General features: G+C 68.1%; 14 protein-coding genes. 4 read left to right on the top strand and 10 right to left on the bottom strand.

Going from position 1 to position 22,415, the window contains the following annotated elements; genetic code table 11:
* Positions 1–33: 33 nt before the first annotated feature.
* From ACZ56E_RS28340 to eccE, 8 genes are all read right to left on the bottom strand, one after another.
* Positions 34–1,020 carry an ABC transporter ATP-binding protein gene (locus tag ACZ56E_RS28340; RefSeq protein WP_471218452.1) on the bottom strand — a complete coding sequence of 329 codons (987 nt, stop codon included), beginning with the start codon at positions 1,018–1,020 and terminating at the stop codon, positions 34–36.
* Positions 1,021–1,141: 121 nt separating this feature from the next.
* Complete coding sequence (locus tag ACZ56E_RS28335; RefSeq protein ID WP_471218450.1) at positions 1,142–2,170, bottom strand: ABC transporter ATP-binding protein; 1,029 nt, start codon at positions 2,168–2,170, stop codon at positions 1,142–1,144.
* Positions 2,167–3,099 (bottom strand): ABC transporter permease, encoded by a 933-nt coding sequence (locus tag ACZ56E_RS28330; RefSeq protein ID WP_471218448.1) that lies wholly within the window; start codon positions 3,097–3,099, stop codon positions 2,167–2,169. Before ACZ56E_RS28330 ends, ACZ56E_RS28335 begins: the two co-directional genes overlap by 4 nt.
* Positions 3,096–4,190, bottom strand: a complete 1,095-nt coding sequence (locus tag ACZ56E_RS28325; protein ID WP_471218446.1) for an ABC transporter permease — start codon at positions 4,188–4,190, stop codon at positions 3,096–3,098. Before ACZ56E_RS28325 ends, ACZ56E_RS28330 begins: the two co-directional genes overlap by 4 nt.
* Before the next feature lie 3 nt (positions 4,191–4,193).
* Positions 4,194–6,188, bottom strand: coding sequence for an ABC transporter substrate-binding protein (locus tag ACZ56E_RS28320; protein WP_471218444.1), 1,995 nt, complete (start codon positions 6,186–6,188; stop codon positions 4,194–4,196).
* A 608-nt stretch (positions 6,189–6,796) separates the two neighbouring features.
* A complete protein-coding gene (locus ACZ56E_RS28315) occupies positions 6,797–9,937 on the bottom strand; it encodes an SCO5717 family growth-regulating ATPase (protein WP_471218442.1) in 3,141 nt (1,046 codons plus the stop codon).
* A gap of 296 nt (positions 9,938–10,233) precedes the next feature.
* Positions 10,234–11,001 carry a hypothetical protein gene (locus tag ACZ56E_RS28310; protein ID WP_471218440.1) on the bottom strand — a complete coding sequence of 256 codons (768 nt, stop codon included), beginning with the start codon at positions 10,999–11,001 and terminating at the stop codon, positions 10,234–10,236.
* Positions 11,001–12,254 carry a type VII secretion protein EccE gene (eccE, locus tag ACZ56E_RS28305; RefSeq protein ID WP_471218438.1) on the bottom strand — a complete coding sequence of 418 codons (1,254 nt, stop codon included), beginning with the start codon at positions 12,252–12,254 and terminating at the stop codon, positions 11,001–11,003. Before eccE ends, ACZ56E_RS28310 begins: the two co-directional genes overlap by 1 nt.
* Positions 12,255–12,537: 283 nt before the next feature.
* On the opposite strand from eccE, the gene eccB reads away from it, so the two are divergent.
* Both eccB and mycP read left to right on the top strand, forming a co-directional pair.
* Positions 12,538–14,070: a type VII secretion protein EccB gene (gene eccB, locus ACZ56E_RS28300; protein ID WP_471218437.1), complete on the top strand. Its 1,533-nt coding sequence runs from the start codon at positions 12,538–12,540 to the stop codon at positions 14,068–14,070.
* A gap of 18 nt (positions 14,071–14,088) precedes the next feature.
* On the top strand, positions 14,089–15,339 hold the full coding sequence (mycP, locus tag ACZ56E_RS28295; RefSeq protein ID WP_471218435.1) for a type VII secretion-associated serine protease mycosin: 1,251 nt from the start codon (positions 14,089–14,091) through the stop codon (positions 15,337–15,339).
* Positions 15,340–16,253: 914 nt separating this feature from the next.
* On the opposite strand, the gene ACZ56E_RS28290 is transcribed toward mycP, so the two are convergent.
* Together ACZ56E_RS28290 and ACZ56E_RS28285 are read right to left on the bottom strand one after the other, a co-directional pair.
* Positions 16,254–16,757, bottom strand: coding sequence for a hypothetical protein (locus tag ACZ56E_RS28290; protein WP_471218433.1), 504 nt, complete (start codon positions 16,755–16,757; stop codon positions 16,254–16,256).
* Positions 16,758–16,789: 32 nt separating this feature from the next.
* Positions 16,790–18,130, bottom strand: a complete 1,341-nt coding sequence (locus tag ACZ56E_RS28285) for a hypothetical protein (RefSeq protein ID WP_471218431.1) — start codon at positions 18,128–18,130, stop codon at positions 16,790–16,792.
* An 896-nt stretch (positions 18,131–19,026) separates the two neighbouring features.
* Here ACZ56E_RS28285 and ACZ56E_RS28280 point away from each other — a divergent pair.
* Positions 19,027–19,500, top strand: a complete 474-nt coding sequence (locus ACZ56E_RS28280; RefSeq protein ID WP_471218429.1) for a hypothetical protein — start codon at positions 19,027–19,029, stop codon at positions 19,498–19,500.
* Positions 19,501–21,116: 1,616 nt separating this feature from the next.
* Entirely contained in the window at positions 21,117–22,409 is a 1,293-nt protein-coding gene (locus tag ACZ56E_RS28275; RefSeq protein ID WP_471218427.1) for a S8 family serine peptidase, read from the top strand.
* The last annotated feature ends 6 nt before the right edge of the window (positions 22,410–22,415 follow it).

The raw sequence follows: 22,415 nt of genomic DNA, 5'->3' as shown, positions 1-22,415 counted from the left end.
CGACCGGTCCCGCGGACTCCGGGGCGTGGCGCGTTAGCGCGCCCGCGCCCAGTGGCAGGCGACCTGCGTCTCGCCGCCGCCGGACAGGACCGTCAGGTCCTCCCCTCGGCAGCGGTCCGCGACTCCGGCCCGCTCCGCCTCGCCCGAGGCAAGCACCTGGCACCGCGCGTGGAACCGGCACCCGCCAGGAATCCGCGAGGGGTCCGGCGGCTCACCCGTGAGGACCACCGGGGCACCGGGCGCCTCCGGCAGCACGGACAACAGTGCCTGGGTGTATGGGTGTTGAGGTGCCGTCAGGACCTCCTCCACCGTTCCCGTCTCGACGATCCGGCCCAGATACATCACCGCCACCCGGTCCGCGATGTTCCACGCGAGCCCCAGGTCGTGCGTCACCACCAGTGCGGACAGGCCGAGTTCGTCCCGCAGCCGGAGCAGCAGCGCCAGGATCTCGCCGCGCACCGACGCGTCGAGGGACGCCACCGGCTCGTCGGCGACGATGAGTTCGGGTTCGAGGACAAGTGCGCCCGCGATGACGACGCGCTGGCGCTGGCCGCCGGAGAGTTCGTGCGGATAGCGCAGGAAGAAGCGGTCCGGTGGACGCAGTCCCGCCCGCGAGAGGGCCTCGGCGACCGCCGCCCGCTCGTCGCCCCCGTACCTGTGGATGCGCAGGCCCTCCGCCACGGCGTCGTACACCGTGTGCCGGGGGTTGAGCGAGCCGCTGGGGTCCTGGAGGACCAGCTGGACGCGTTTGCGGTACGCCTTGAGGGCGCGGCCCGAGTAGTCCAGCGGCTTGCCGCCGAACGTCACCCTGCCGGAGGTCGGCGGCACCAGGCCGAGCAGTGAGCGGGCCAGTGTCGTCTTGCCGCACCCCGACTCGCCGACCAGCGCGACGATCTCGCCGCCCTTGATGTCGAGGTCGACGCCGTCCACGGCACGGGCGGTCGGCGCGCCGCGGCGGCCGGGGAAGGCGATGTGCAGATCGGCGGCCGACAGCAGGGGTCCGGCGGCTTCGGTCGTCATGTGCTGCTCCTGGTCACGAGGACGGTCATGAGAGCTGTCGGTGCCGAGGGCTGATGGTCATGGGAGCTGTCGGTCCCGAGGGCTGATGGCCATGAGGGATGACGGTCACGAGGGCGGACGGTCACGTCGTGCGCTCCGCCGTCGTCGGCGCCGACGTGGGCTGTGCCGGGAGTGGCGCGCCCGCGTGGACGCAGGCCGCGCGGTGGTGCGGGCCCGCGTCCCGCAGGGCCTGGTCCTCCGTGGCGCAGGATTCGAGTGCGACCGCGCACCGCAGGTGGAACGTACAGCCCGTGGGGAGCGCCGACGGGTCGGGCGGGTCGCCCGGCAGGCCGCGCGGGGCGAACCGCGACGCCGCGTCGCCGATGCGCGGGAAGGCGGCCGACAGGGCCTTGCCGTAGGGGTGGCGCGCGTTCTCGTACACCTGTGTCGCCGGGCCCTCCTCGACGACGCGGCCCGCGTACATCACGGCGAGCCGGTCGCAGGTGTCGGAGAGCACCGCCAGGTCATGGCTGATCATCATCAGGCCGAGGTCCTGCTCGGCCACCAACTGCTCGATAAGGCGCAGGATCTGAGCCTGGATCATCACGTCAAGCGCGGTGGTCGGCTCGTCGGCGATGATCAGCCGCGGGTCGCAGGCGAGCGCCATCGCGATCATCACGCGCTGTCGCTGGCCGCCGGACAGCTCGTGCGGGTAGGCGTCCGCGCGCGCGGCGGGCAGCCCCACCTGTTCGAGGAGCTCGCCCACCTTCTTCTTCGCGCCCGCCTGCGTCGCCTTCTTGTGCAGCAGGATCGGCTCGGCGATCTGGTCGCCGATGCGGTGCACGGCGTTCAGCGAGTGCATAGCGCCCTGGAAGACGATCGAGGCACCGGCCCAGCGCACCGCGCGGACCCGCCCCCACTTCATGGTGAGGACGTCCTCGCCGTCGAGCAGGATCTCGCCGGACACCTTCGTGCCGGCGGGCAGCAGCCGCAGCAGGGCGAGCGCGAGCGTGGACTTGCCGCAGCCGGACTCGCCGGCCACGCCGAGCTTCTGGCCCGCGTCGACGTGGAGGTTGACGCCGCGGACGGCGGCGGCGCCGTTCGCGTACGTCACTTCGAGGTCGCGCACGTCGAGGAGCCGGTGCCCATCGGTCTTCTGAACGTCGTTCAACGGGTGGCCCCCAGCCTGGGGTTGAGCACGGATTCCACGGCGCGGCCGCACAGGGTGAACGCCAGCGCGACGACGGCGATGGCGAGACCGGGCGGCGCGAGATACCACCAGTGGCCCGCGCTGACCGCGCCCGCGTCGCGCGCGTCCTGAAGCAGGCCGCCCCACGACACGCTCGTCGGGTCGCCGAGGCCGAGGAACGCGAGCGTCGCCTCGGTGAGGATGGCGCCGGAGATGACGAGAGTGGTCTGCGCGAGGACGAGCGGCATCACGTTGGGCAGCACGTGCCGGGCCATGATGTGGCCGTGGCCGCCGCCGAGCGCGCGGGCGCGTTCGATGTACGGCCGCGACTCGACCGCCAGCGTCTGCGCGCGGACCAGGCGTGCCGTGGTCGGCCACGTCGTCACGCCGATCGCCAGGATGATCGTCCAGATCGTGCCGGACATCACCGCGGCGAGCGCGATGGCGAGCACCAGCGTCGGCATCACCAGGAACCAGTCGGTGACCCGCATGATCACGGTGGCGTACCAGCCCTTGAAGTGCCCGGCGGTGATCCCGACGAGCGTGCCGATGGCCACCGAGAGCACGGCGGCGAGCAGCCCCACGGACAGCGAGATGCGCGCGCCCCACACCAGCAGGCTCAGCAGATCGCGGCCGAACTGGTCGGTGCCCAGCGGGTAGGCGCCGCTCGGCGACTCCATGGGATCGCCCGGCGCGTCGGTGACGCTCTGCGCGTCGGAGCCGACGAGCAGCGGCGCGAGGACCGCGGCGAGGGCGATCAGGACGAGCGCGGCGAGACCGAAGAGCCCGGCCTTGTGCGTGCGGTACTCCCGCCAGAAGCGGGCCGCGGAGTGCCTGCGCCGGGTCCGGGCGAGCGACCGGGCGCTCTTGACCGGCGCGGCGGGTGTGGTCGGTGCGGATTCGGTCGTCATCGGCCCACCCGGGGGTCGAGCAGCGGATAGATCACGTCGGCCAGGGTGTTCATCAGGATCACCGCGGCCGAGAAGACGAAGAACAGCCCCTGCACCAGCGGCAGGTCGGGCACGCTCAGCGCCGCGTAGAAGAGCCCGCCGAGCCCCGGCCAGGAGAAGACGGTCTCGACGAGGATCGCGCCCGCGACCACCGTGCCGAGGTTGACGAACATCAGCGTGACGGTCGGCAGCATCGCGTTCGGGACGGCGTGCCGGCGCCGCACGAGATCGTCGCGGAGCCCCTTGGCGCGCGCGGTCGTCAGATAGTCGCTGCCCATCTCGTCCAGGAGGGAGGACCGCATGACGAGCAGTGTCTGCGCGTATCCGACGGCGACCAGCGTGATCACGGGGAGCACCATGTGGTGCGCGACATCGATGACGTACGCGAACCCTGTCTCGTCGCCCGACTCCAGACCGCCGGTCGGGAACATGCCGGGGATCGGCCCGATGCCCACCGCGAAGGTGATGATCAGCAGCAGACCGAGCCAGAACGACGGCACGGAGTACAGCGTCAGCGCGAGCCCGGTGTTGAAGCGGTCGCCGAGCCCGCCGTTGCGCCAGGCGGTGCGCGTGCCCAACCAGATGCCGATGAGGCTGTAGAGGACGTACGCCGTTCCGGTGAGGAGCAGCGTCGCGGGCAGCGCCTCCGTGATCTTCTCCATCACGGGGGCGTGGAACTGGTACGACGTGCCGAAGTCGCCGCTCAGGACATTGCCGGTGTAGTCCCAGAACTGGGCCATGACCGGCTTGTCGAGGCCGAACTCCTTGCGCATCGCGGCGAGTTGCTCGGCGGAGACGCGCTTGCCGCCCGTCATCTGCTTGACGGGGTCGCCGGGGATCAGCCGGAACAGGAAGAAGCTGGTGACGAGCACGGCGAACAGCGACACGACCGCGCCGCCGAGCTTGCCCGCCACATAGAGGAGGTAGGCGCGGGTGTTGCGGGCGCGCGGCCCGCGGGCCGACGCCGGCCCGGCCGATGCCGGGTCGCCGTCGGCCCCGGGACCCAGCGGGCCCTCGGTGTCGAGCAGGGCGGGATTGCTGTCAGCGGTCATGCGTTACTCGCGGTCCTCTGCGGTAGAACGGCGGCGCAGGGCGAACAGGACTCCGCCGCCCACGAGCACCACCGCGGCAGCGGCGATACCGATGATGACACCGGTCGAGCTGCCGTCCTTGGAGGAACTCTTCCCATCCGCGGGGACGGCCGACCACCAGCTCCAATATCCATCCTGGCCGTAGATGTTGCCCGCGGCCTTCGGCATGGTGGTGATGGACTTGATCTGGTCGGTGCGGTAGGCCTCGACGGCGTTCGGGTACGCGAGGACGTTCATGTACCCGGAGTCGTACAGCCACGACTGCATCTGCTTGACGATCTCGGCGCGCTTGGCCGGGTCGTACTCGGCGAGCTGCTCGGCGTACAGCTCGTCGAACTTCTTGTCGCAGATGAAGTTGTCGGTGGCGGCGCTCTCCTTCGCCTTCTCCGGCAGCGCGGCGCAGGTGTGGATGCCGAGCACGAAGTCCGGGTCGGGGTTGACGGACCAGCCGTCGAAGGCGAGGTCGTACTCACCGGCGTACCAGGGCACGGACACGTCGTCGAGACAGTTGACCTTCAGCCCGATCCCGAGGTCGCCCCACCACTCCTTCAGATACTTGCCGACGGCCTTGTCGTTGGGGTCCGTGGCATGGCACAGGATGCGGAAGTCGAGGGGCTTGCCGTCCTTGCCGACACGCTTGCCGTCACTGTTCTCCTTGTAGCCCGCCTCGTCGAGGAGCTCGGCGGCCCGCTTCGGGTCGTACTTCAGCTCCTGGTCGGCGGACGGCTTCCAGGCGTACTCGGAGAAGCGGGGCGGGATGTACCCCGCGCCCGCGACGGCGTTGCCCTGGAAGACCTTGTCGACGAGGGCATCGCGGTCGACGGAGAGGAACAGCGCCTGCCGGACCCTCTTGTCCAGCAGCGCCGGATGCCCGTCACCGAACTTCTCGCCGTCCTGCGTCTTCGCACCCGGGTTGGTGGCGATGGCGAAGAAACGCCGCCCGGGCCCTTCGTTGACCTTGATGTTCTCGACGTTCTCCAGCGACTTGGCCTGAGCCGGCGTGAGCGCGGGCTGCCCCGCGACGAAGGACACCTCGCCCTTCCTGAGGGCGGAGACGGCGGCGTCCTGATCCTTGTACGTCTTGAAGACCAGCTCGTCGAATTTCGCCGGACCGCGCCAGAAATCCTTGTTGGCCTTGAGCCTCACGTACCGGTCGACCTTGTAGTCCGTCAGGATGAACGGACCGTTGCCGACGACGGGGAAGTCCTTGTCGTTGTTGAACTTCGAGATGTCGTCGACCTTCTCCCAGACGTGCTTGGGGACGATCGGCACGTCGAGCGCGGCCATCGTGGCCTGCGGTTTCTTCAGCTCGATGACCAGCTTGGTGGGGCTGGGCGCGGTCACCTTCCTGAAGTTGGTGACGAAGTTCGAGTTCGCGGTGGCGGTGCCCTCCTTGGACATCACCTTGTTGAACGTCCAGGCCGCGTCCTCGGCGGTCGCCTGCTTCCCGTCCGACCACTTGGAGTCGTCCCGGATGGTGTACGTCCAGGTCAGCTTGTCGGCGGACGGCTTCCAGTCGGTGGCGAACCCGGCAATCGCCTTGTTGTTCTCGGCGTCGTAGTTCGTCAGGTACTCGTACGTCAGCCGGTGCAGGCTGGTGCTGAGCAGCCGCTGGGCGAGGAACGGACTGAGCGAGTCGACGCTCTGCGCCACGGCGACGGTGAGCACCTTTTTGCCGCCGTCTTCGGCGTGCGCCTGCTGCGGCCCCGGATTGAGCGGCGTGGCGAGACCGGCCGTCAGGGTGAACGCGGCGGCGCCGGCGGCGAGCAGGAGGGTCGGGCGACGGTGGCGGTTGCGGTTGCGGGGGCGGTCGCGGTCGCGGGGGTGGTGCGGTGCTGCTGTCTTGAAGGCTCCGGTCTTCGGTCCTGCCGCCTTCGGTTCTGCCGCCTTCGGCACTGCTGCCTTCGGTTCTGCCGCCTTCGGTACTGCTGGTCTGCCGTGCTGATCTTGTGTGTCCATGGGTCGGTGACCTCGCGTCATCGCTCGCGCAGGGATGGCTGGTTACACGCAGGTGGATCAAGAAGTGTCAGCTGGTTGCTGTGTGTTTACCAGCGCCAGTCTGCACGCGTCAACGGCGGGTGAACCCCATGTGGCCTGCGGAAATAACGAGTTGACCGGGATTTCATCCGCATTGGTCAAGACCACTGACGCCTGGCTGGTGAGGGGGTGGCGCCGGAGGGTGGGGGGACTTGACCTGGCGGTCCGTTCGGGGGCGGGACCGGCTGTTACTGCTGTGGGCTGGTGCTGGTGGTCTGTTCGGGCGGGGGTGCGGTGGATGGGGCGGGGCTGGGCCGGCTGTTTCCGCTGTGGGCTGGTGCTGGTGGTCTGTTCGGGGTGGGGCCGGTTGTTCCTGCTGTGGGCTGGTGCTGGTGGTGTGTTCGGGCGGGGGTGCGGTGTGTGCGGTGGGGCTGGGCCGGCTGTTTCCGCTGTGGGCAGGCGTTCCGCACGGCGGAACGGGTGGGCACAGCCCCCGGTGCCGGGTGCGGGGAACGGGGGCAGGAACGCCGGTGGGCCCGCACCGAGGGAACGGTACGGGCCCACTTAGGAACTGACGGCGGCTCTACGTGCTACTGCTGCGGAGGCGGCGCCTGCTGGAACGGCGCCCCGGGCTGGAACGGCGCACCCGGCTGCACGGGGGGTGGCACCTGCCCTTCCTGGGGCTGGGCCTGCGCCTGGGGCGGCTGCCCCTGCTGCTGCGGCGGCGCCTGCCACCCCTGCGGCGCCCCCGGCTGCTGCGGCGGGTAGGACTGCGGCTGCTGAGGTGCGTACGGCTGCTGGGGCTGCTGCGGCTGCTGAGGAACGTACGGCTGCTGGGGCGGCTGCGGCTGCTGAGGCGCGTACGGCTGCCCCTGCGGCTGAGCCACCTGTTGCCCCGGCATCGGCGGAGCCATGTGCGGCGGCGGATTCCCGTCCGACGTCCACAACCCCTGCTGCTGCTGAGCCCGCACGAAGTCCTCGGCCACCATCGCCGAGAGATTGAAGTACGCCTCCCGCACCTTCGGCCGCATCATGTCGAGATCGACCTCGGCACCGGCGGCGAGATGCTCGTCGAAGGGGATGACGACAACGCCCCGGCACCGCGTCTCGAAGTGCGACACGATGTCGTCGACCTTGATCATCTTGCCGGTCTCGCGCACACCGGAGATGACGGTGAGGGACCGCGAGACGAGATCGGCGTACCCGTGCGCGGACAGCCAGTCGAGCGTCGTCGAGGCGCTGCTCGCACCGTCCACGGACGGCGTCGAGATGATGATCAGCTGATCGGCGAGGTCGAGGACCCCGCGCATGGCGCTGTAGAGCAGACCCGTACCGGAGTCGGTCAGGATGATCGGGTACTGCTTCCCCAGTACGTCGATCGCGCGCCGGTAGTCCTCGTCGTTGAACGTGGTCGAAACGGCCGGGTCGACGTCGTTGGCGATGATCTCGAGCCCGGACGGCGCCTGCGAGGTGAAGCGCCGGATGTCCATGTACGAGTTGATGTACGGGATCGCCTGGACGAGGTCACGAATCGTGGCTCCCGTCTCGCGCCGCACGCGCCGGCCGAGCGTACCGGCGTCGGGGTTGGCGTCGATCGCGAGGATCTTGTCCTGGCGCTCGGTGGCGAGCGTGGAGCCGAGGGCGGTGGTGGTGGTCGTCTTGCCGACGCCGCCCTTGAGGCTGATGACGGCGATCCGGTAGCAGGACAGGACCGGCGTCCGGATCAGCTCGAGCTTGCGCTGCCGCTCGGCCTCTTCCTTCTTGCCGCCCAGCTTGAACCGCGAACCGCCGCCAGTGGGCCGACTGCTCTTGGCCTTGGACTTGGTGTTGCGCAGCAGCCGGTCGGAGGACAGCTCGACGGCGGCGGTGTAACCGAGCGGGGCACCCGGGTTGGTCCGCTCCCGCTGATCGTGCCGCACGGCTTGCGGCCAGGCGGCACCGGTGCGGGGGTCGATGGGCGGTTGTCCGGGCTGCGCAGGCTGTTCCTGATGGGGGATCTGAGGAGCCTGCGGGGCCTGCGGCTGAGGCGCCTGGGGTTGAACCGGAGGCTGCGGCTGAGCCGGAGGCTGGGCCTGCGCCTGGAACGCCTGGGGCTGCTGCGGCGGGGAAATGGGCTGCTGCCCCGGGAAGGGCTGCCCCGGCTGAACGGGCTGCTGCCCCTGCGGCGCAGGCGGCTGCGGGAACCCGTAACCGGCAGCCTGGGGCGCCGGGGGAGCCTGCGGCTCGGGAGCGGGAGCGGGAGCGGCCTGCGGGAAGCCGTAACCGGTCGGAGGCGCCGGGGGAGCCTGCGGCTCAGGGGCGGTCGGCGCAACGGGAGCGGCCTGCGGGAACCCATACCCACCCTGCGGAGCGGCAGGCGCGGGTTGAGGCGCGGGCGCAGGGGCGGGCGTGGACGTGGGCCACGCCCCCGGCGCGGCCTGCGGAGCCTGCGGCTGCGCCGGTGCGGGGGAGGGAGCAGCCTGCGCGGCAGGCGGAGTGGTCGTGGTCGCGGGCCACTGCGGCGCGGACGTCGGAGCCGCAGGCTGGAACGCGGGCGGCAACGGCGGAAGCACGTCCTGCGGCGAGGGCGGCGGAGGCCAGGCGGACGGCACGGAGTCCTGAACAGCCTCGCCCTCGCCCTCGCCCTCGCCCTCGGCATCGTCGGCAGAGCCAGGCACGGCGGCATCCTGCGGAACAGCGTCTTCCACTACGAGACCGGAGTCACCGTCAGCCCTCGCATCAGCCCCGGAATCCAGCCCGTCACCCTGCTCATCGACCTCATCGACAGAAGCCTCCGGGACCTCCGGGGCCTGCGGGGCCTCCGCGGCCTCGGCAGCGGCAGCCCGCTCCTCGATCTCCTGCTTGAGGGCGCGAGCGGAGAACCGCATGGTGGCGCCACTCTCGAGGTCACCACTGCCAAGGGGCTCCCCGACAGGAGCAACAGCCACAGGCGAAGAGGTAGAAGCACCCTCAGACGCCCCCGCACCCGCATCCGCACCCTGGTCCGAATCCACGCCCTCAGCGCCCTCGGCGTCGCCATCGGTATCGCCGTCACCCTTAGCCTCGGCCAAGGCATCGACCTCGCTCTTCGGGACGACACCGGTCACATGGACCGAGGCAGCGGGCCCGGCAACGGCCCCGCTCCAGTCGGCGGCACCACCACCGGAAGCCACGGGCGGCACGACGGACGGCTCCACATGCTTGCCATCCGTCTCCTCGACACCCTCCACATCCTCGACCGGATCCGGCTCCGGATCGGCAGGCTGGAACCCACTACCAAGGGGCAACTTGGGCACGACACTGGGCACGCTCCCCGAAGGCGGACCCACAGACACCGGCGGAGGCGGGGGAGCGGAGAAGGACGGCATGGCGGGCGGCGGCGTGGAGGCAGCCGGAGCCGCAGCCTCCGCACCAGCCGAATCAGCCGAAGCCTCCGAACCAGCCGAAGCCTCCGAACCAGCCGAAGCGCCGGCATCCGAACCAGAAGACGTGGATTCAGCCGGAGCGGCCACGGGCGGAGCCGGAGCGGACACAGGCGGAGCAGGGGCAGCCGGAACGGAGGCGGACGGCGTGGAGACAGGCGGCGCCGAAGGCGTCTCCCCCGCACTGCCCGAAGCGTTCTGCGTGTACCAGGCGGGCGGCGCGTAGTCGATGGTGAACTCGCCCGTCGTCTCGGCAGCGGACTCCGCGTCGGACTGATCATCGACGGGTGAGTCCCAGCCCCCGCGGATCTCGTCCCGATCGCTGTTCACAATGCCTCCTGGTGTGGTCGAGCACCCTCGTGCCGTGGTGGGGGGCGACCGTTCCTGTCGTCCGATCCGCCTGGCTCTCCCCGTTGCCGGACGCGCACCACCCGTTCGAGGGTTCCGGCGATGCGCCCTGTCCCAGCCTAATCATCAAAACCACCAGTACGGCAGGGCAGTCCACCCCACCCATGCTGTCCATTGCGTCACGCCCCACCCCGGAGCGATCCACGTACATCAAACCGTGACGGACAAATCACTCAACGGCCGACACCTCACCCCGAATTGCCGGAGGCGGCGCCGACTCAGTCCATCCGCCGAGCGGTACCCAACAATCCGGTCTCGGCGTCGGTGGCCTGCGTCATCACGTACTGCCGGTCACGGTCGGCACACCACAAGGTCACCCCGTCGGCCAGCGTCGGCAGCGACTCGACGTCCCCACCCGGCAACCCGAGCAACCGCCCGATCTGCACCGCTTCATCCGGCGACACCCGCTGCACCCCCATGAGCCGCGCCTGCCGCACGAGCCGAGGCGCGACGGGACTCAGATAGGGCAGCACCGTCAGCACGGACTGCCAGGGCGCGGACACGACCCGCCCCCGAGGCGGCCGCATCCCGCAGTCCCGCACCACAAGCACCGGACTCCCCGCGGAAGCCCCCAGAGGCGGCACCCGCCCCACGTCATGCACACCCATCCCACTGGGCCCCACCCCGAGCGCCCGCACCAACGGCTCCCAGGCCCCACCCCGCCCGGTCTCCACAGCCACCCGCGCCCCGGTCGCGGCCGCCCGCAACGCGATGACCTGCGCCGTCCACAGTCCACCGAGGAAGAGGATGTCGTACGGAGTGGGGCGATTGACGCCGAGCGTCGCGGGGCTGCCCTGTGCGTCCACGCCGATCACGACCCCGTCGTCCCCGATCGGCAGTGCCAGCGCGTCCACCTGCTCCGCGGAGAGCGCGTGTCTGCCGTGCCGAGGACCGATCAGCCCGAATCCACCCCGCAGGGCAGCGGTGAACGATCCCCTGGCCGGGACACCCGGGGAACCCGTGACCGGAGGAGTCGAGACAGCCATCAACGAGCACCCCCGAGCGGCAGCGTCGCCAGCATCCCCGGCAACTGTTCGCGGTCCAGCCGTACCAGGCCCGTCCCGGCCTGACGGGCAGCCTGCTCCAAAGACCGCCGCGCGGCCACCAGTTCGGCGTCCCCGCGGCCCGTCACCCGCAGATGACCGCGCAAGGCGATCTCCTTCCGTGCACCGCGTCCGAGCGTGAGGCTGAAGGTCGTGGTCAGCGCCGGAACCGCAGTGAGAAGGGCTACGACCTGCGGCAGCGCGGGTCCCCCGGCCCCTCCCAACTGCGGCCAGCGCGCCACCCAATAGGTGGTGTGGCGCCGGTTGTCACACCGCCAAGCGCGCGGGGACTCCTCGGTCCTGCGCTCCGGGACCCCGGCCCGGCCGGCCTGAGCCGTCACCAGGGGATTGGCACAGGCGGAGGTCGCTATGGCGGAGGCCACCTCTTCCTCGTTCAGGACGGTCACGTGAAAACCCGCTCCTGTGAGTCGACTCGCGAGTTGGTCCGCGACACGCACCACGCACTTCTGTGCACCGGCCAGACCGCCCCCGCGCGCCGCCACGGCCTCGGGGCAGAGTTCCGGGTCGAGTTTGAGGGCGACCCAGGTGATCCGCACCGCGGGCGCCCCCGTGAGGGCCTGCAGCGGTGCGTAGTTGCTGACGGCCAGGGACTGTTGCGGAAGGTGCAGCGCGGGGGCGGGCTGGGTGTGCAGAACGATCTGGGCGGACTCGAGCCGGATGCCGTCCACTTCCAGCGCGTCCCGCACCAGGTTCACCGGCAGCGGCTGCCTTCCGCGGTCGGCCCGCAGGGCGGTCACGTCCGATTCCACCTGCAGCACCGCGGTCACGAATGTCCCGTCGCCGATCATTCCGACCTCGCGACGGTCGCGGCCGCTGTAGGCGTACGTACGGAGGGCAGCGTCACACTCGACCGCCGGGGCGAAGGCGGGGTCGGTGCCCGGCGGTACCGATCTCTCCGCGGCGCTGCGTTGCCGGGCCTTCAACGCCCGTGCGGTGCCCAGCCATTCATGCACCGGGCGCCCACGGCGACGTACGACGGCCAACAGCACCAACACCGCAGCGACCACGGATGCCAGGGCGAGAGCCAGCGGACCGATGATCCAGGCCGCGACGAGCAGAGCGGCGGCGAGCTCCAGCAGAACGAGTCGCAGCAGGCGGAACGAACCCGACTTGCCCGCGACCGGCCGCAGGTGGAGCGTGGCGGCGGGGCCGGGAACCCCTGACGTATCCGGCAAGCCGCTGCCAACCCGTGGCGGCGTCCGAGTGGCGGACTCCGTACGTCCTCCCCTCCGCCTGCGCGACGTCGAAGCCACCAGCCCCACCCCCGTAACTCTCCCGAACCGCCTTCATGAGCAAGGTGCTTGGACCTCAATAACCTCACCCAGCCCGCACGTGCGATTACTCAACAGGCATAGTAGGGGCCCGGCCCGACAACGGAGAGCGCGGGCATGGGCACGACCCGCCACCGCACGAGGAGCAGCAGCCACTCAGGTCGCTCACGGGGAGAACCAGACACGCATGGCATCACGACGGGACGAACTCAACGCGTACATCTTCGCGAAGCGCCGCACGCTGGCCGCGTTCATCCAGCCCTCACCCTCGGGCTCCGAGGAAGGAGCGCCTCGCCCCCTGCGCGCGGTGGTGCCCGGCCTCATCGTCGCGGTGATCGTCCTGGCGGTCTTCGGCGCGTGGGGGATGTTCCGGCCGGCGGCCAAACCCGGCTGGGACAAGCCCAAGGAACACGTCATCATCGCGAGCGACTCGACGACTCGTTACGTCGTCCTGAAAACCCACGGCAAATCCCAACTGCACCCGGTCCTCAACATGGCGTCGGCGAAGCTCCTTCTCGACTCGGGCAAGGGCGAGGTCATCAACGTCGACGAGTCCGTGCTCGACAAGGGCACGATCCCGCACGGCGCCACCATCGGCATCCCGTACGCCCCCGACCGGCTGCCCTCGGCATCGGAGGCCGGCTCCGCCAAACGCTGGGCGGTCTGTGAACGCCCGGTCGAGGGTGGCAGCAGCATTCAGAAAGCGGCGTTCGTACTCGGGGAGCGTGACCGGAACAGGACCGAGGGCCGTGAACGTCTGCGGGGCGGCGAGCTGTTGTACGTCATGGGACCGGACAAGACGCGCTACGTGGTCGACGCCCACGGCAGGGCGTACCGGATCTCGGAGAGGGAGGAGCGTGGGCTCCTGCTGCGCATCCTCGTGGGGTCCGGGCGTGAACCGCAGCGGGTCTCCAAACAGTGGCTCGACACTCTGCTTCCCCGAGACGCGATCGCCTTCCCCGAGATCGACGGCCCCCCGGGTGCGGACGCGAAGGTGCCGGGCCTGCGGGACCACGCGGCTGACAAGGTCGGCATGATCCTCAAAGCGACGGACGGCGAAGGGCCTCAGCACTACGTGGTTCTCCCCGGGCGGATCGCCCCGGTCTCCGACTTCACCGCGAAACTCCTCCTCAGCAGCCCCGACCTGGTCACCCTCGGACAGAACGGCCGGGCCCGGCAACTGAGCGCCGCGGCCTTCAGCCCCGGGACGAAGGAGTTCGGGGCGGAGTACAGATGGCCGCGTGAGGGGCCCAGGACCGCCAACGAAGCATCCACCACGCGCGGCAGCCGCAACACCGTGTGCAACGTCCTGCGCGACGTCGACGCCGACGACGGCGCGACGACTCTCAGCACCTGGGCAGGCACCGACTTCCCGGCCCCGCTTCCGACCGGCTCGTCCAGCGCGTACGTCACGCCGGGCTCGGGCCAGCTCTACCGGCAGTTCCTCGGCTCCGAGACGAAGGCCGGCGGTGTCTTCCTGGTCACCGACACGGGTCTCCGGTACGCGATGCAGTCCAACAGCGACAGCGCGACCGAAGACGCGGGCATCGGCACCTCCGCGAAGCAGCGCAAGCAGCAACAGCAGGAGGCGCAACAAGCCCAGACACGCCTCGGATACGGGGACACGGACGTGACCCCGATCCCAGCGGCCTGGTCCAAGTTCCTGCCCACCGGGCCGCGACTGTCGACGGCCGCGGCACGACAGCCGCAGGGCTCCTGAGGCATGAGGGGACGTTGCATGACGAACGGTTCCGTTGCTTTCTCGCGCGGCTGGCGCGGCACGAGAAGGGCGGCCGGGGCAATCACGGCTGCTCTGACCCTTGCAGTGGCGACGCCGACACCGGCCGACGCCGATCCGGCGTCGTCCGGACAGTGCACGTTCCCCTCCAAGCCCTACGAGGGGCGCCCCTGGTCCCTGCAACGCGTGCTCCTGGACGAACTGTGGCTCCAGTCAACGGGGAAGGGGGTGCGCGTAGCGGTGATCGACACCGGTGTGGACACCAAGAACCCGCAGTTGAAGCCCGCCGTGGACGCGTCCCGTGGCCGCAACTTCCTCCCCACCAAGGACGACAAGGGAGAGAAGATCGAGCGCGGCAAGGCGAACGGCACGACGGACGCGGTCGGTCACGGCACCCGCGTCGCGGGCATCATCGCGGCACGCCCCGCCAAAGGCACAGGCTTCGTGGGCCTCGCACCGGACGCGACGATCATCCCGATCACGCAGAACGACGCGGAGGGCCACGGCACCGCGACGACACTCGCGAAAGCCATCGACCACGCGGTCGACGCCGGCGCGGACGTCATCAACATCTCCCAGGACACCGCCAACGCGGCGAAGCCCGCACCGGAGCTGAAGCGGGCAGTGGACAGGGCGCTCGGCCAGCGGCGGGTGGTGGTCGCCTCGGCGGGCAACGACGGCCTGGGCGGCAATATCAAGAAGACCTACCCCGCGTCCTACGACGGTGTGCTCGCGGTGGCGGCCTCGGACCGCAACAACGAACGAGCCGCCTTCTCCCAGTCCGGCGACTTCGTCGACGTGGCGGCCCCTGGTGTCGACATGATCTCCACGGTCCCGGGCGGCGGCCACTGCGCCGACAGCGGCACGAGCTTCGCGGCCCCGTACGTCGCCGGCCTCGCGGCCCTCATCAAATCCAAGCACCCCACCTGGTCTCCACGTCAGATCACGGCCCAGATCCAACAAACAGCGGAACGGTCGGTACCCGGCCACGACCGCTTGGTGGGCTGGGGCATAGCGGACCCCGTGCGCGCATTGACGGAAGACAACCATCGGCTTGAGACACCATCACCCCGAGGAGGCGTCACTGTGGGAGAGGCGCCTACCCCTGCGAAGCTGCACCTCGGCGAGACGGCAGAGGAACGAACGGCGCGCATCGCCACCTACGTCGCTGTAGGCGCTGTGATCGTCGTGGTGGGGCTGGGTGGAGCAGGTGTGGCCGTGCGGGATGCGCGCCGGCGTGATCGCGGCTAAGTATTACTACCGCAGCTGACCCCACTTGCGTTCGAGATCTTTCTGGTTCGGGCAGTTCACAGTGCCAACCGCTCGTTGACGAGTAGCGACGCGCTGCAGGGTGGTCGACGACCCCCACCACTCTCTTGTGGTTGAGAAAGCTGGCTTTGCGTCGATCACAGACGGCAACGCTTGTTCCAGGCTGAAGATCATCCCATGCGGCCGCAGCTCTGAACTTCGGTTGTCACGTCGTCCGCCATCCTGCGCCCGGCTGTAGACGCGTCGCTGAAGCCAGTGGCTGTTCCATCACGGAATCCATGCCGCCATATGGTGCGGCAGTGCCAGTCATACGTTCCAGTGATGCAATCGCAGATTTCCCCAGAGGGGAATGAGGTGATGCATTTGAATCCTCACGCGGCAGGATTGACACAGGCCGGTCCGGTTTGTCCGTATCCACGTGATGATCTGACGTTATAGCTTCAATACCCCCCGCCAAGTCCACCCGGAGGCCAGTACGGCACTGGCGAGAGGATCGGTCACCTCCCGCGTGTCGAAGCGATACACCTCGACCTGGCGCCTCTTGCCGTCGGCTCCTTGCACAGTTTCCCGCTGGCGAAATACGGCGGGTGCGTGGCCGCGACCGTATTGGGAACTTGAGTTTGTAGCCGAACGATTCTCCCATCGCTCCTGCAGGACGCGCACCTCGTGCTTCTGAGGGACCAGGCGCATCCTGATTTTCATTTTCAAGCCCACCCTCGCGATCTGGCACTCCGCTACCAGATCGGCTTTCTCGGCGGGCAGGGCATTGCGTACACGATACGGCACATCAGGTCCGTTAAGTGCGAGTAGCGCGGCCCGGACTTCTATCGGATGCAGCGACGCTGCATCGCTGTTGGGGAACTGTGTACCGGTCAGCTTGCTCCAAATTCCCACGACTAATCTCCCGATTTCGCTTCCGATTCCGAATCCGGACGGACTGTGCGGACGAATTTCTGGAAGTCAATCAAGACTGTGTCATGCTGATTTTCGGTGGCCGTCAGGGTAAGCTGGACGGCTATACGTTTAGCTATGGGATTCTCCTTGTCCGCGAGTGTCAAGTAAACCTGCGATTGGGCAAGGTTCTGACGCACTCCATTGATGGTGGCCGCGAAAAGCAGCCGTTGAATCAGGGCGGGTTCCTCGCGAGGTCCGGCTTCGCGACGAGCGGTCAAGGTCACACCTTCAGCGACTCCGTGCAGGTGCTCAACCGATTCATCTGCTAGGTCTGACAGAGTGGTTTCGCCCGATAGCGCTTTGCTGTTTATGGTGATGTTGGCCGCGAAGCCTGAATCCGGCACAGGGAGCATTGCGGCGAAATCTGTGATGCCATTGATAAACATTTTCGGGTGGGCCGGGACCCAGCCGTCGGGCAATCGAAACTTGACAGGTGCACGCGTCATGATCAGGTGAATCCCTCTGCAAGAGGAGTCCGCTAAAGCAAACCGGTGACAGAGTCCTTAAGGGATCCCAGGCCGTCGCCGACTGCGTCAATTCCGTCGCCGACTGCGGAGACCCCTTCGCCCAGCGCGTCAGCGGCGTCGGAAGCGGACTTGGTGAACTTGTCAGGGTCAACAGTGATTTCAACTCCCAACGCGCCACCGATGATAGGCGAAGCGCCAGCTTTTCCTCCGAGGTGGAACGTGCCGTCATCGTCCTTTTTGTATCCCCACCAAGCTTCGGCGCCCGGGCCGTACCAGCCTTCGGCAGTCCCGCCGATTCCAACGCCGGCTACTTCCCCTCCTCCCGCAAGGGTTCCCTTCGCTGCGGCGAACGCCTTCGCTCCGACGGTGATCTCTTCCTTAGTGGCTTTGACGTTGACTCCTGCCTCTCCTCCGGCGAACCCTTCGGCGCGCCCGTATCCGGCGGCGTAAGGACCGTATTCGGCGCGTCCTTCGGTCAGAGCCCGCAACCCTACAGAGGCCTCTGCCTTACCGACGGCACCCTCTGCGTTGAAACCGTAGTTCGCAGTAGCCCTGGCACCGGCGTAGCCGTCTGCTATGCCGGCGAGTTTCCAATCTCCGCGAGTCAGCGTCCCCTCGACAGTCGCGTGTATCGCATCGGCGTATGCCTTCACGGCGGCCTGCTTGCCATACTTCGGATCGGAGGTGACCAGGAACCCTGCGTCGAGCAAGGACAGCTTGACCTTTCCGTCGGCTTTCCAGCCATCATTCTGCGTTCCCAAGTTCTCCCGGTGTGCGTATTTCTTTATGTCACCCTGAGCCTGACCATTAAAGCCCTGAAGGGTGCCGTCACTGACATCCCCGTCTATCGCTACACCTTGCAGGGCTGTCTGAACATCTTTGTCGGCATCACATACGTCTTTCACGATCTGGTCGATGCGTTCTTGCCACGAATTGGCAGCATTCTTTGCGCTGTCCTGGTACCCGGGGTCATGAAGGTAGGCGGTCAGTTGCGCCGCAGTCAGTCTCTTGGTGTCATAAGACACGGCTCCCTGGTCGGAAATCTTCATGCCGGCTTCGATTGCGTCTTCACAAGCGGTCTTGAGGTTGCCGCGTAACGCGCGGAACAGACCCTCTGCCTCCCGGAGAAGGGACGCGATGGCTTTTGCTTCTTTCTGTGCTTTCTTAAACTCCTTGAGGGTTACCTCGAAGCGCTTATCTGCGGCTTCCGCACTCAGGCCCGTCCAGGTTGTCCCCATCGAAATCCGCCGTACGTCACGCTTGTAAGTCATTTCTTGGCCGTGCAGCTTCTTCGCTGCCATTTCCTCCCAGCGGTCGGCAGCAGTGCTCAGTACTGACAGATCTGTCTTCATGATTTCGCTGTAGGTTGGCATTTGTCCCCGTTGGCTGTGTGGCGGCGGTGGGCTGCGGTCAGTAGGAATTCAGGGCGGATGAGTTCCGCACCCCGGACTCAACTGCCCTGTCTGTCGCGGTCAGCACATTGTTGTTGCTCCGCAGTGCTGCTTTCTCGGACGACAGGCGGTGCATGAGGTTCCGCACCTGGTCGCCCCAGATCTTGTGAGCTTCTTTCAGCGCACCGGATGTAAGCCACCCGCCATCCGCCCTCAGAGCCGTCACGGCGGTCCTCGTCTCTTCGTCAGCCCACGCGCCCGCCGCCTTGGTGCCCGGCTCGATGTGATCCTCGATTGCTCGGGCGGCCGCTTGCTTCTCGGCCGGGGAGGATGCCAAATCTGGTGGGCTGTGCAACGGGCTGCTTGGACTCGGATTGTCGGGAAGGGCATTCAACTGAGTCCCGACAGGACGCGTACCTCCTCCGTCATCCGTTGTGTTGTGTGCCCCTGCCTTCATCAAGTCGTCCCATCTCTCGACTAGTTGTGCTGCGTGGTGTCCGGCGGCCTAGGCAGCCGTTGGGAGTGATACCGCAGCATCGCTGCGGCAGGCACCGAGCGTCAGGATGTCTGCGTATCGGAGCAACTTAACAACGTGCCGTGCTGTGGGCGGTGTTGTGGTGCGCCTGTCCGGCTGTGTTGGCCGGTAATGGTTCCGCGACGAGCCTGTATATAACTTGTGGGTGGTTTTTGGGCGCGTGTGTGTGCCACTCACTGGCTGAATCACAACTGCCCCATCGAGCAAGCCCGTTGGGGTAGCGATGCGTAGTGGTTAGAGTGGCGTGGGGGGTATCTGTTGACCACCAGCCACCGCGATCTTGAGGGTCTCGGGCAGGCAGGTAACGGGGAGGGAAGGCCTGGTGCTTCCTACGCACGGGCATGGGGAAACCGCGCCATCTGCAGGCGCCGATGTCAAGCGCGGGCTGGAAGCGTTGAAGACGTTCCGGCGGCGCATCAACACGCTTCTTACTGAGTTCGAGGGTTCGGCCGGCAGCGCGTCGAAGGTCGGCGCGCAGAAGGTCTCTCGGGGATCCTTCAGCGGCGCCGGCAGCGCCTTTCCCGAGGCCGACGCTCTGTACTCGCAGTACGACCAGGTCCACGAGCGGCTGACCTCGCTCTCCAAGATGCTCGGAGACCAGATCGACGCCATGGGGATCGCTGTGCACGGCGCCGACGTCGGCTTCGACAACATCGAAGAGGACCTGCGGCAGCGCTTCTGGGCAATCCAGACCAGAGTCGGCCACCAAGAGATGCCGGACGAGCGTCAACGCGGTGGCAAGCCCGACGCGCAGGGCGGCCACGGCAGCGACAAGTCCGATGCGGGGTGGTCCTAGTGAGCTTCGAAGGACATCGCCTCAACGACATGATCGACTTGGTCGATCAGGCCAAACCGGAGGACATGGAGAGCGCCGGCAAGGCGCTGCAGGGAGCGCGGAACGCGATCGCTGCTGCTGCCCGGGAGCTCGGTCAGCACATCGACCGGGTCGACTGGGAGGGAGAAGCGGGCGAGGCATTCCGCAAGTGGGGCAAGAACCTGGTCAACGACACGCACAAGCTCTCGGACTTCGCCGCTGCCGTGAGTGTGCATATGCAGTCGGCGGGGGCGGGGTTGGCGTCCGTACGCGCCTCCATGCCTCCTCGGGACAACCGTGCCGACCCGAAGGCCGTGGAGGACATACCCGCTCCGAAGCGGGTCAAGGGGAACGAGGAGTACGGCGCTGCCGTCAAGGCGGAGAAACACCGTCAAGAGGCGATCAACCAGATGAACCGGTTGGCGTCGTTCTACCAGGTGTCCCGGGAAGGCATGGCGAGTCAGGAGCCGCCCTCGTTTTCGGCTATGCCAGAGGTAGGGGTGCCGGAGCCGGTCGTGGATGATGGGTTCTTTTCGCCCGCGGCGGGGCAGGGTGGACAGTCCTCGACTGCTCCCGCCCCCGTCAGCGGTGGCGGGGCTTCAGCAGGCTCCCCTCCTCACTCCCCTGGCCCGGCTCTCCCCGGAGGGCCGGGCTCGGTGGACGGCCCTTTGCCGACTCACCGCGAAGGGCCCGGCCCAGTCGTCGCTCCGGAACGAGTGGTGGGCACAGAGATCGACAGCGTTCATACGTTGCCTCCGCAGACCACTGCTCCTCAGCCCGGGCCTCCGTCTCCGACCCCGGGCCCAACGCCCCATGAGGGGCTCCCGGTTCCCCCGTTCGGGAGCGGGCGCTCGACCCTCATGCCTGGTGACCGCACCGCACGCGGACCGGCGCCTGCGGCGAGTTCGAAGCAGACTCCGCCAGCGCAGGGGCGCACGGGGCCGAGCGGCCCCGGAAGAGCGCAAGACAGCGCCGGGCGCGGTCCGACCACGCCGGTCGGCCGCAACGCCCCTGTCGGTCCGACCGCACAAGGGCGAAGCAACAGCAACCCCGTGACGTCCGGGCAACCACCCGTGGGACGCGGCCTCACCGGCGGTACTCCGAGACGTCTCGGCGAAACGGGCCCGAGGCCCGGTATCCCGAACGTGACCGGCTCACAACAGGGGCAAGGCGTAGTCGGTGGTCGGCCCAGCCCGGGGCCGACTTCCGGGCTGAGGGATCCCAGAGTGCCGCAAGGGCCCGTTATCGGTACCGAGGGTTCAGGCGGCTCCCGCGCCACGAGCGGCGGTACCGGCCAGCGTGGGCTCGTGGGCATCGCTCCGCAGGGCAACGGCGCCAAGGGGCAGGCCCCACGCGGGGTCGTCAGCAACCCGGGCGTCGTGGTCGGTGCTCCCAAGGGCCGTGAGCGAACCGCAGGAAACCGTGGAAGCGGCTTCACCGCCGGAGGTGCTGGTCTCATCCGAAACCATGTCGGCGATCGTGGACGCTCCGATCGGGAGGACGGGGTGGGAACACCACGGCCCCATGATGCGGGCGAGGGCTCAGAGGCACATCTGCCCGCGGGGCGACGCCATGTACCACCAGTGATCGACTAACCCGTGGGCGAGGAAGTGCAGGACATGGAGTCGGGACTCGACCGACGTGGCAAGCGGGACCTCACGAGGATGAGCCGTAAACAGAGACGGCTCATCGCTGTGGGCCCGGCGATCGGCGCATTCACGCTTCTGTCAGTAGGGGTGATTCCGGGTGCGGCTGCCGACGACATTGAGTCGAGGCAGTGGTACTTGGAGGCGATGGAGGCCGAGAGACTGTGGAACGCCAGCACTGGTGAAGGCATCAGGGTGGCAGTCATCGACTCAGGAGTTTCCGAGACCTCCTCCCTGCAAGGCCGTGTCGTGCCGGGGAGAGACTTCTCTGGAATTCCCGGCGGTCCGTTGGACGACTACGACAGCCACGGGACCACAATGGCGGAGCTCATCGCGGGATCCGGTCGGGAAGGGCTGAAGGGACTGGCCCCGGGGGCCAAGGTCATCTCCTTCCGGGTCGGCATCGGGGAAAAGTTCAAAGGCACTGCAAAGAGCGGGATTCCCGAAGCCATTCGCGCCGCAGCCGACAGTGATGCCCGGATCATCAGCATGTCCTTCGGTGGAAAATACTTGCGACCCAGTGAAAAGAAGGCGGTGGAGTACGCGCAGTCGAAGGGTAAGTTGATGTTCGCAGGCGTCGGAAATGATGCGGAGCGTAACAATTACATCGGATACCCGGCCGCGTACCCGAATGTGATCGGAGTGTCTGCCGCAGACAAGACGGGTAAAGTCGCCAAGTTCTCTGAACACGGACAGTACGTCGACCTCGCCGCCCCCGGCCTCGACATCCCCCGCTGGTGCGACAAGACCTTCCGCTCCTATTGCGATGAAGGAGGCGGCGGTACCAGCGCCGCCACCGCCATCGCCTCCGCCTCCGCCGCCCTTGTCTGGTCCAAGCACCCCGACTGGACCGCCAACCAGGTCCTCCGCGTCCTCATCGACACCGCCGGCCGCGACTGGCCGAAGGACGAGCCCAGCGACTACCTCGGCTACGGACTGATTCGCCCTGCTCGCAATGTCGTCAAGGGCGAGGGGAAGCCCGGGCCCGCGGACGTCGATCCCATCACCAACAAGAAAACCGCCGTGGACGGTGCCGGTTCCGATGGCGGCGGTGGCTCGAAGCCCGACGCGTCGTCGCAGCCCGCGAAGGAGGCGGCCTCGGTCGGCAAGGAGACCTCCGCCGCCGAGCAGTCATCGGATGAGGACAGCAGCGACTGGCTGTGGCCGGCCTTGGGCGGCCTCGCCGCACTTGTGGTGATCGGCGGCGGCGCTTTCGCGGCGAAGCGCGCTCGGCACCGCGCCTGATCTCGG

The sequence above is a fragment of the Streptomyces sp. NPDC039480 genome (assembly GCF_055597165.1).
This window is presented reverse-complemented; position numbering and strand designations above follow the sequence as displayed.

Coding starts and splice junctions, on each gene's coding strand:
- ACZ56E_RS28340 (WP_471218452.1), bottom strand. CDS start 1,020: ATGACGACCGAAGCCGCCGGACCCCTGCTGTCGGCCGCCGATCTGCAC.
- ACZ56E_RS28330 (WP_471218448.1), bottom strand. CDS start 3,099: ATGACGACCGAATCCGCACCGACCACACCCGCCGCGCCGGTCAAGAGC.
- ACZ56E_RS28325 (WP_471218446.1), bottom strand. CDS start 4,190: ATGACCGCTGACAGCAATCCCGCCCTGCTCGACACCGAGGGCCCGCTG.
- ACZ56E_RS28320 (WP_471218444.1), bottom strand. CDS start 6,188: ATGGACACACAAGATCAGCACGGCAGACCAGCAGTACCGAAGGCGGCA.
- ACZ56E_RS28310 (WP_471218440.1), bottom strand. CDS start 11,001: ATGGCTGTCTCGACTCCTCCGGTCACGGGTTCCCCGGGTGTCCCGGCC.
- eccB (WP_471218437.1), top strand. CDS start 12,538: ATGGCATCACGACGGGACGAACTCAACGCGTACATCTTCGCGAAGCGC.
- mycP (WP_471218435.1), top strand. CDS start 14,089: ATGACGAACGGTTCCGTTGCTTTCTCGCGCGGCTGGCGCGGCACGAGA.
- ACZ56E_RS28290 (WP_471218433.1), bottom strand. CDS start 16,757: ATGACGCGTGCACCTGTCAAGTTTCGATTGCCCGACGGCTGGGTCCCG.
- ACZ56E_RS28285 (WP_471218431.1), bottom strand. CDS start 18,130: ATGAAGACAGATCTGTCAGTACTGAGCACTGCTGCCGACCGCTGGGAG.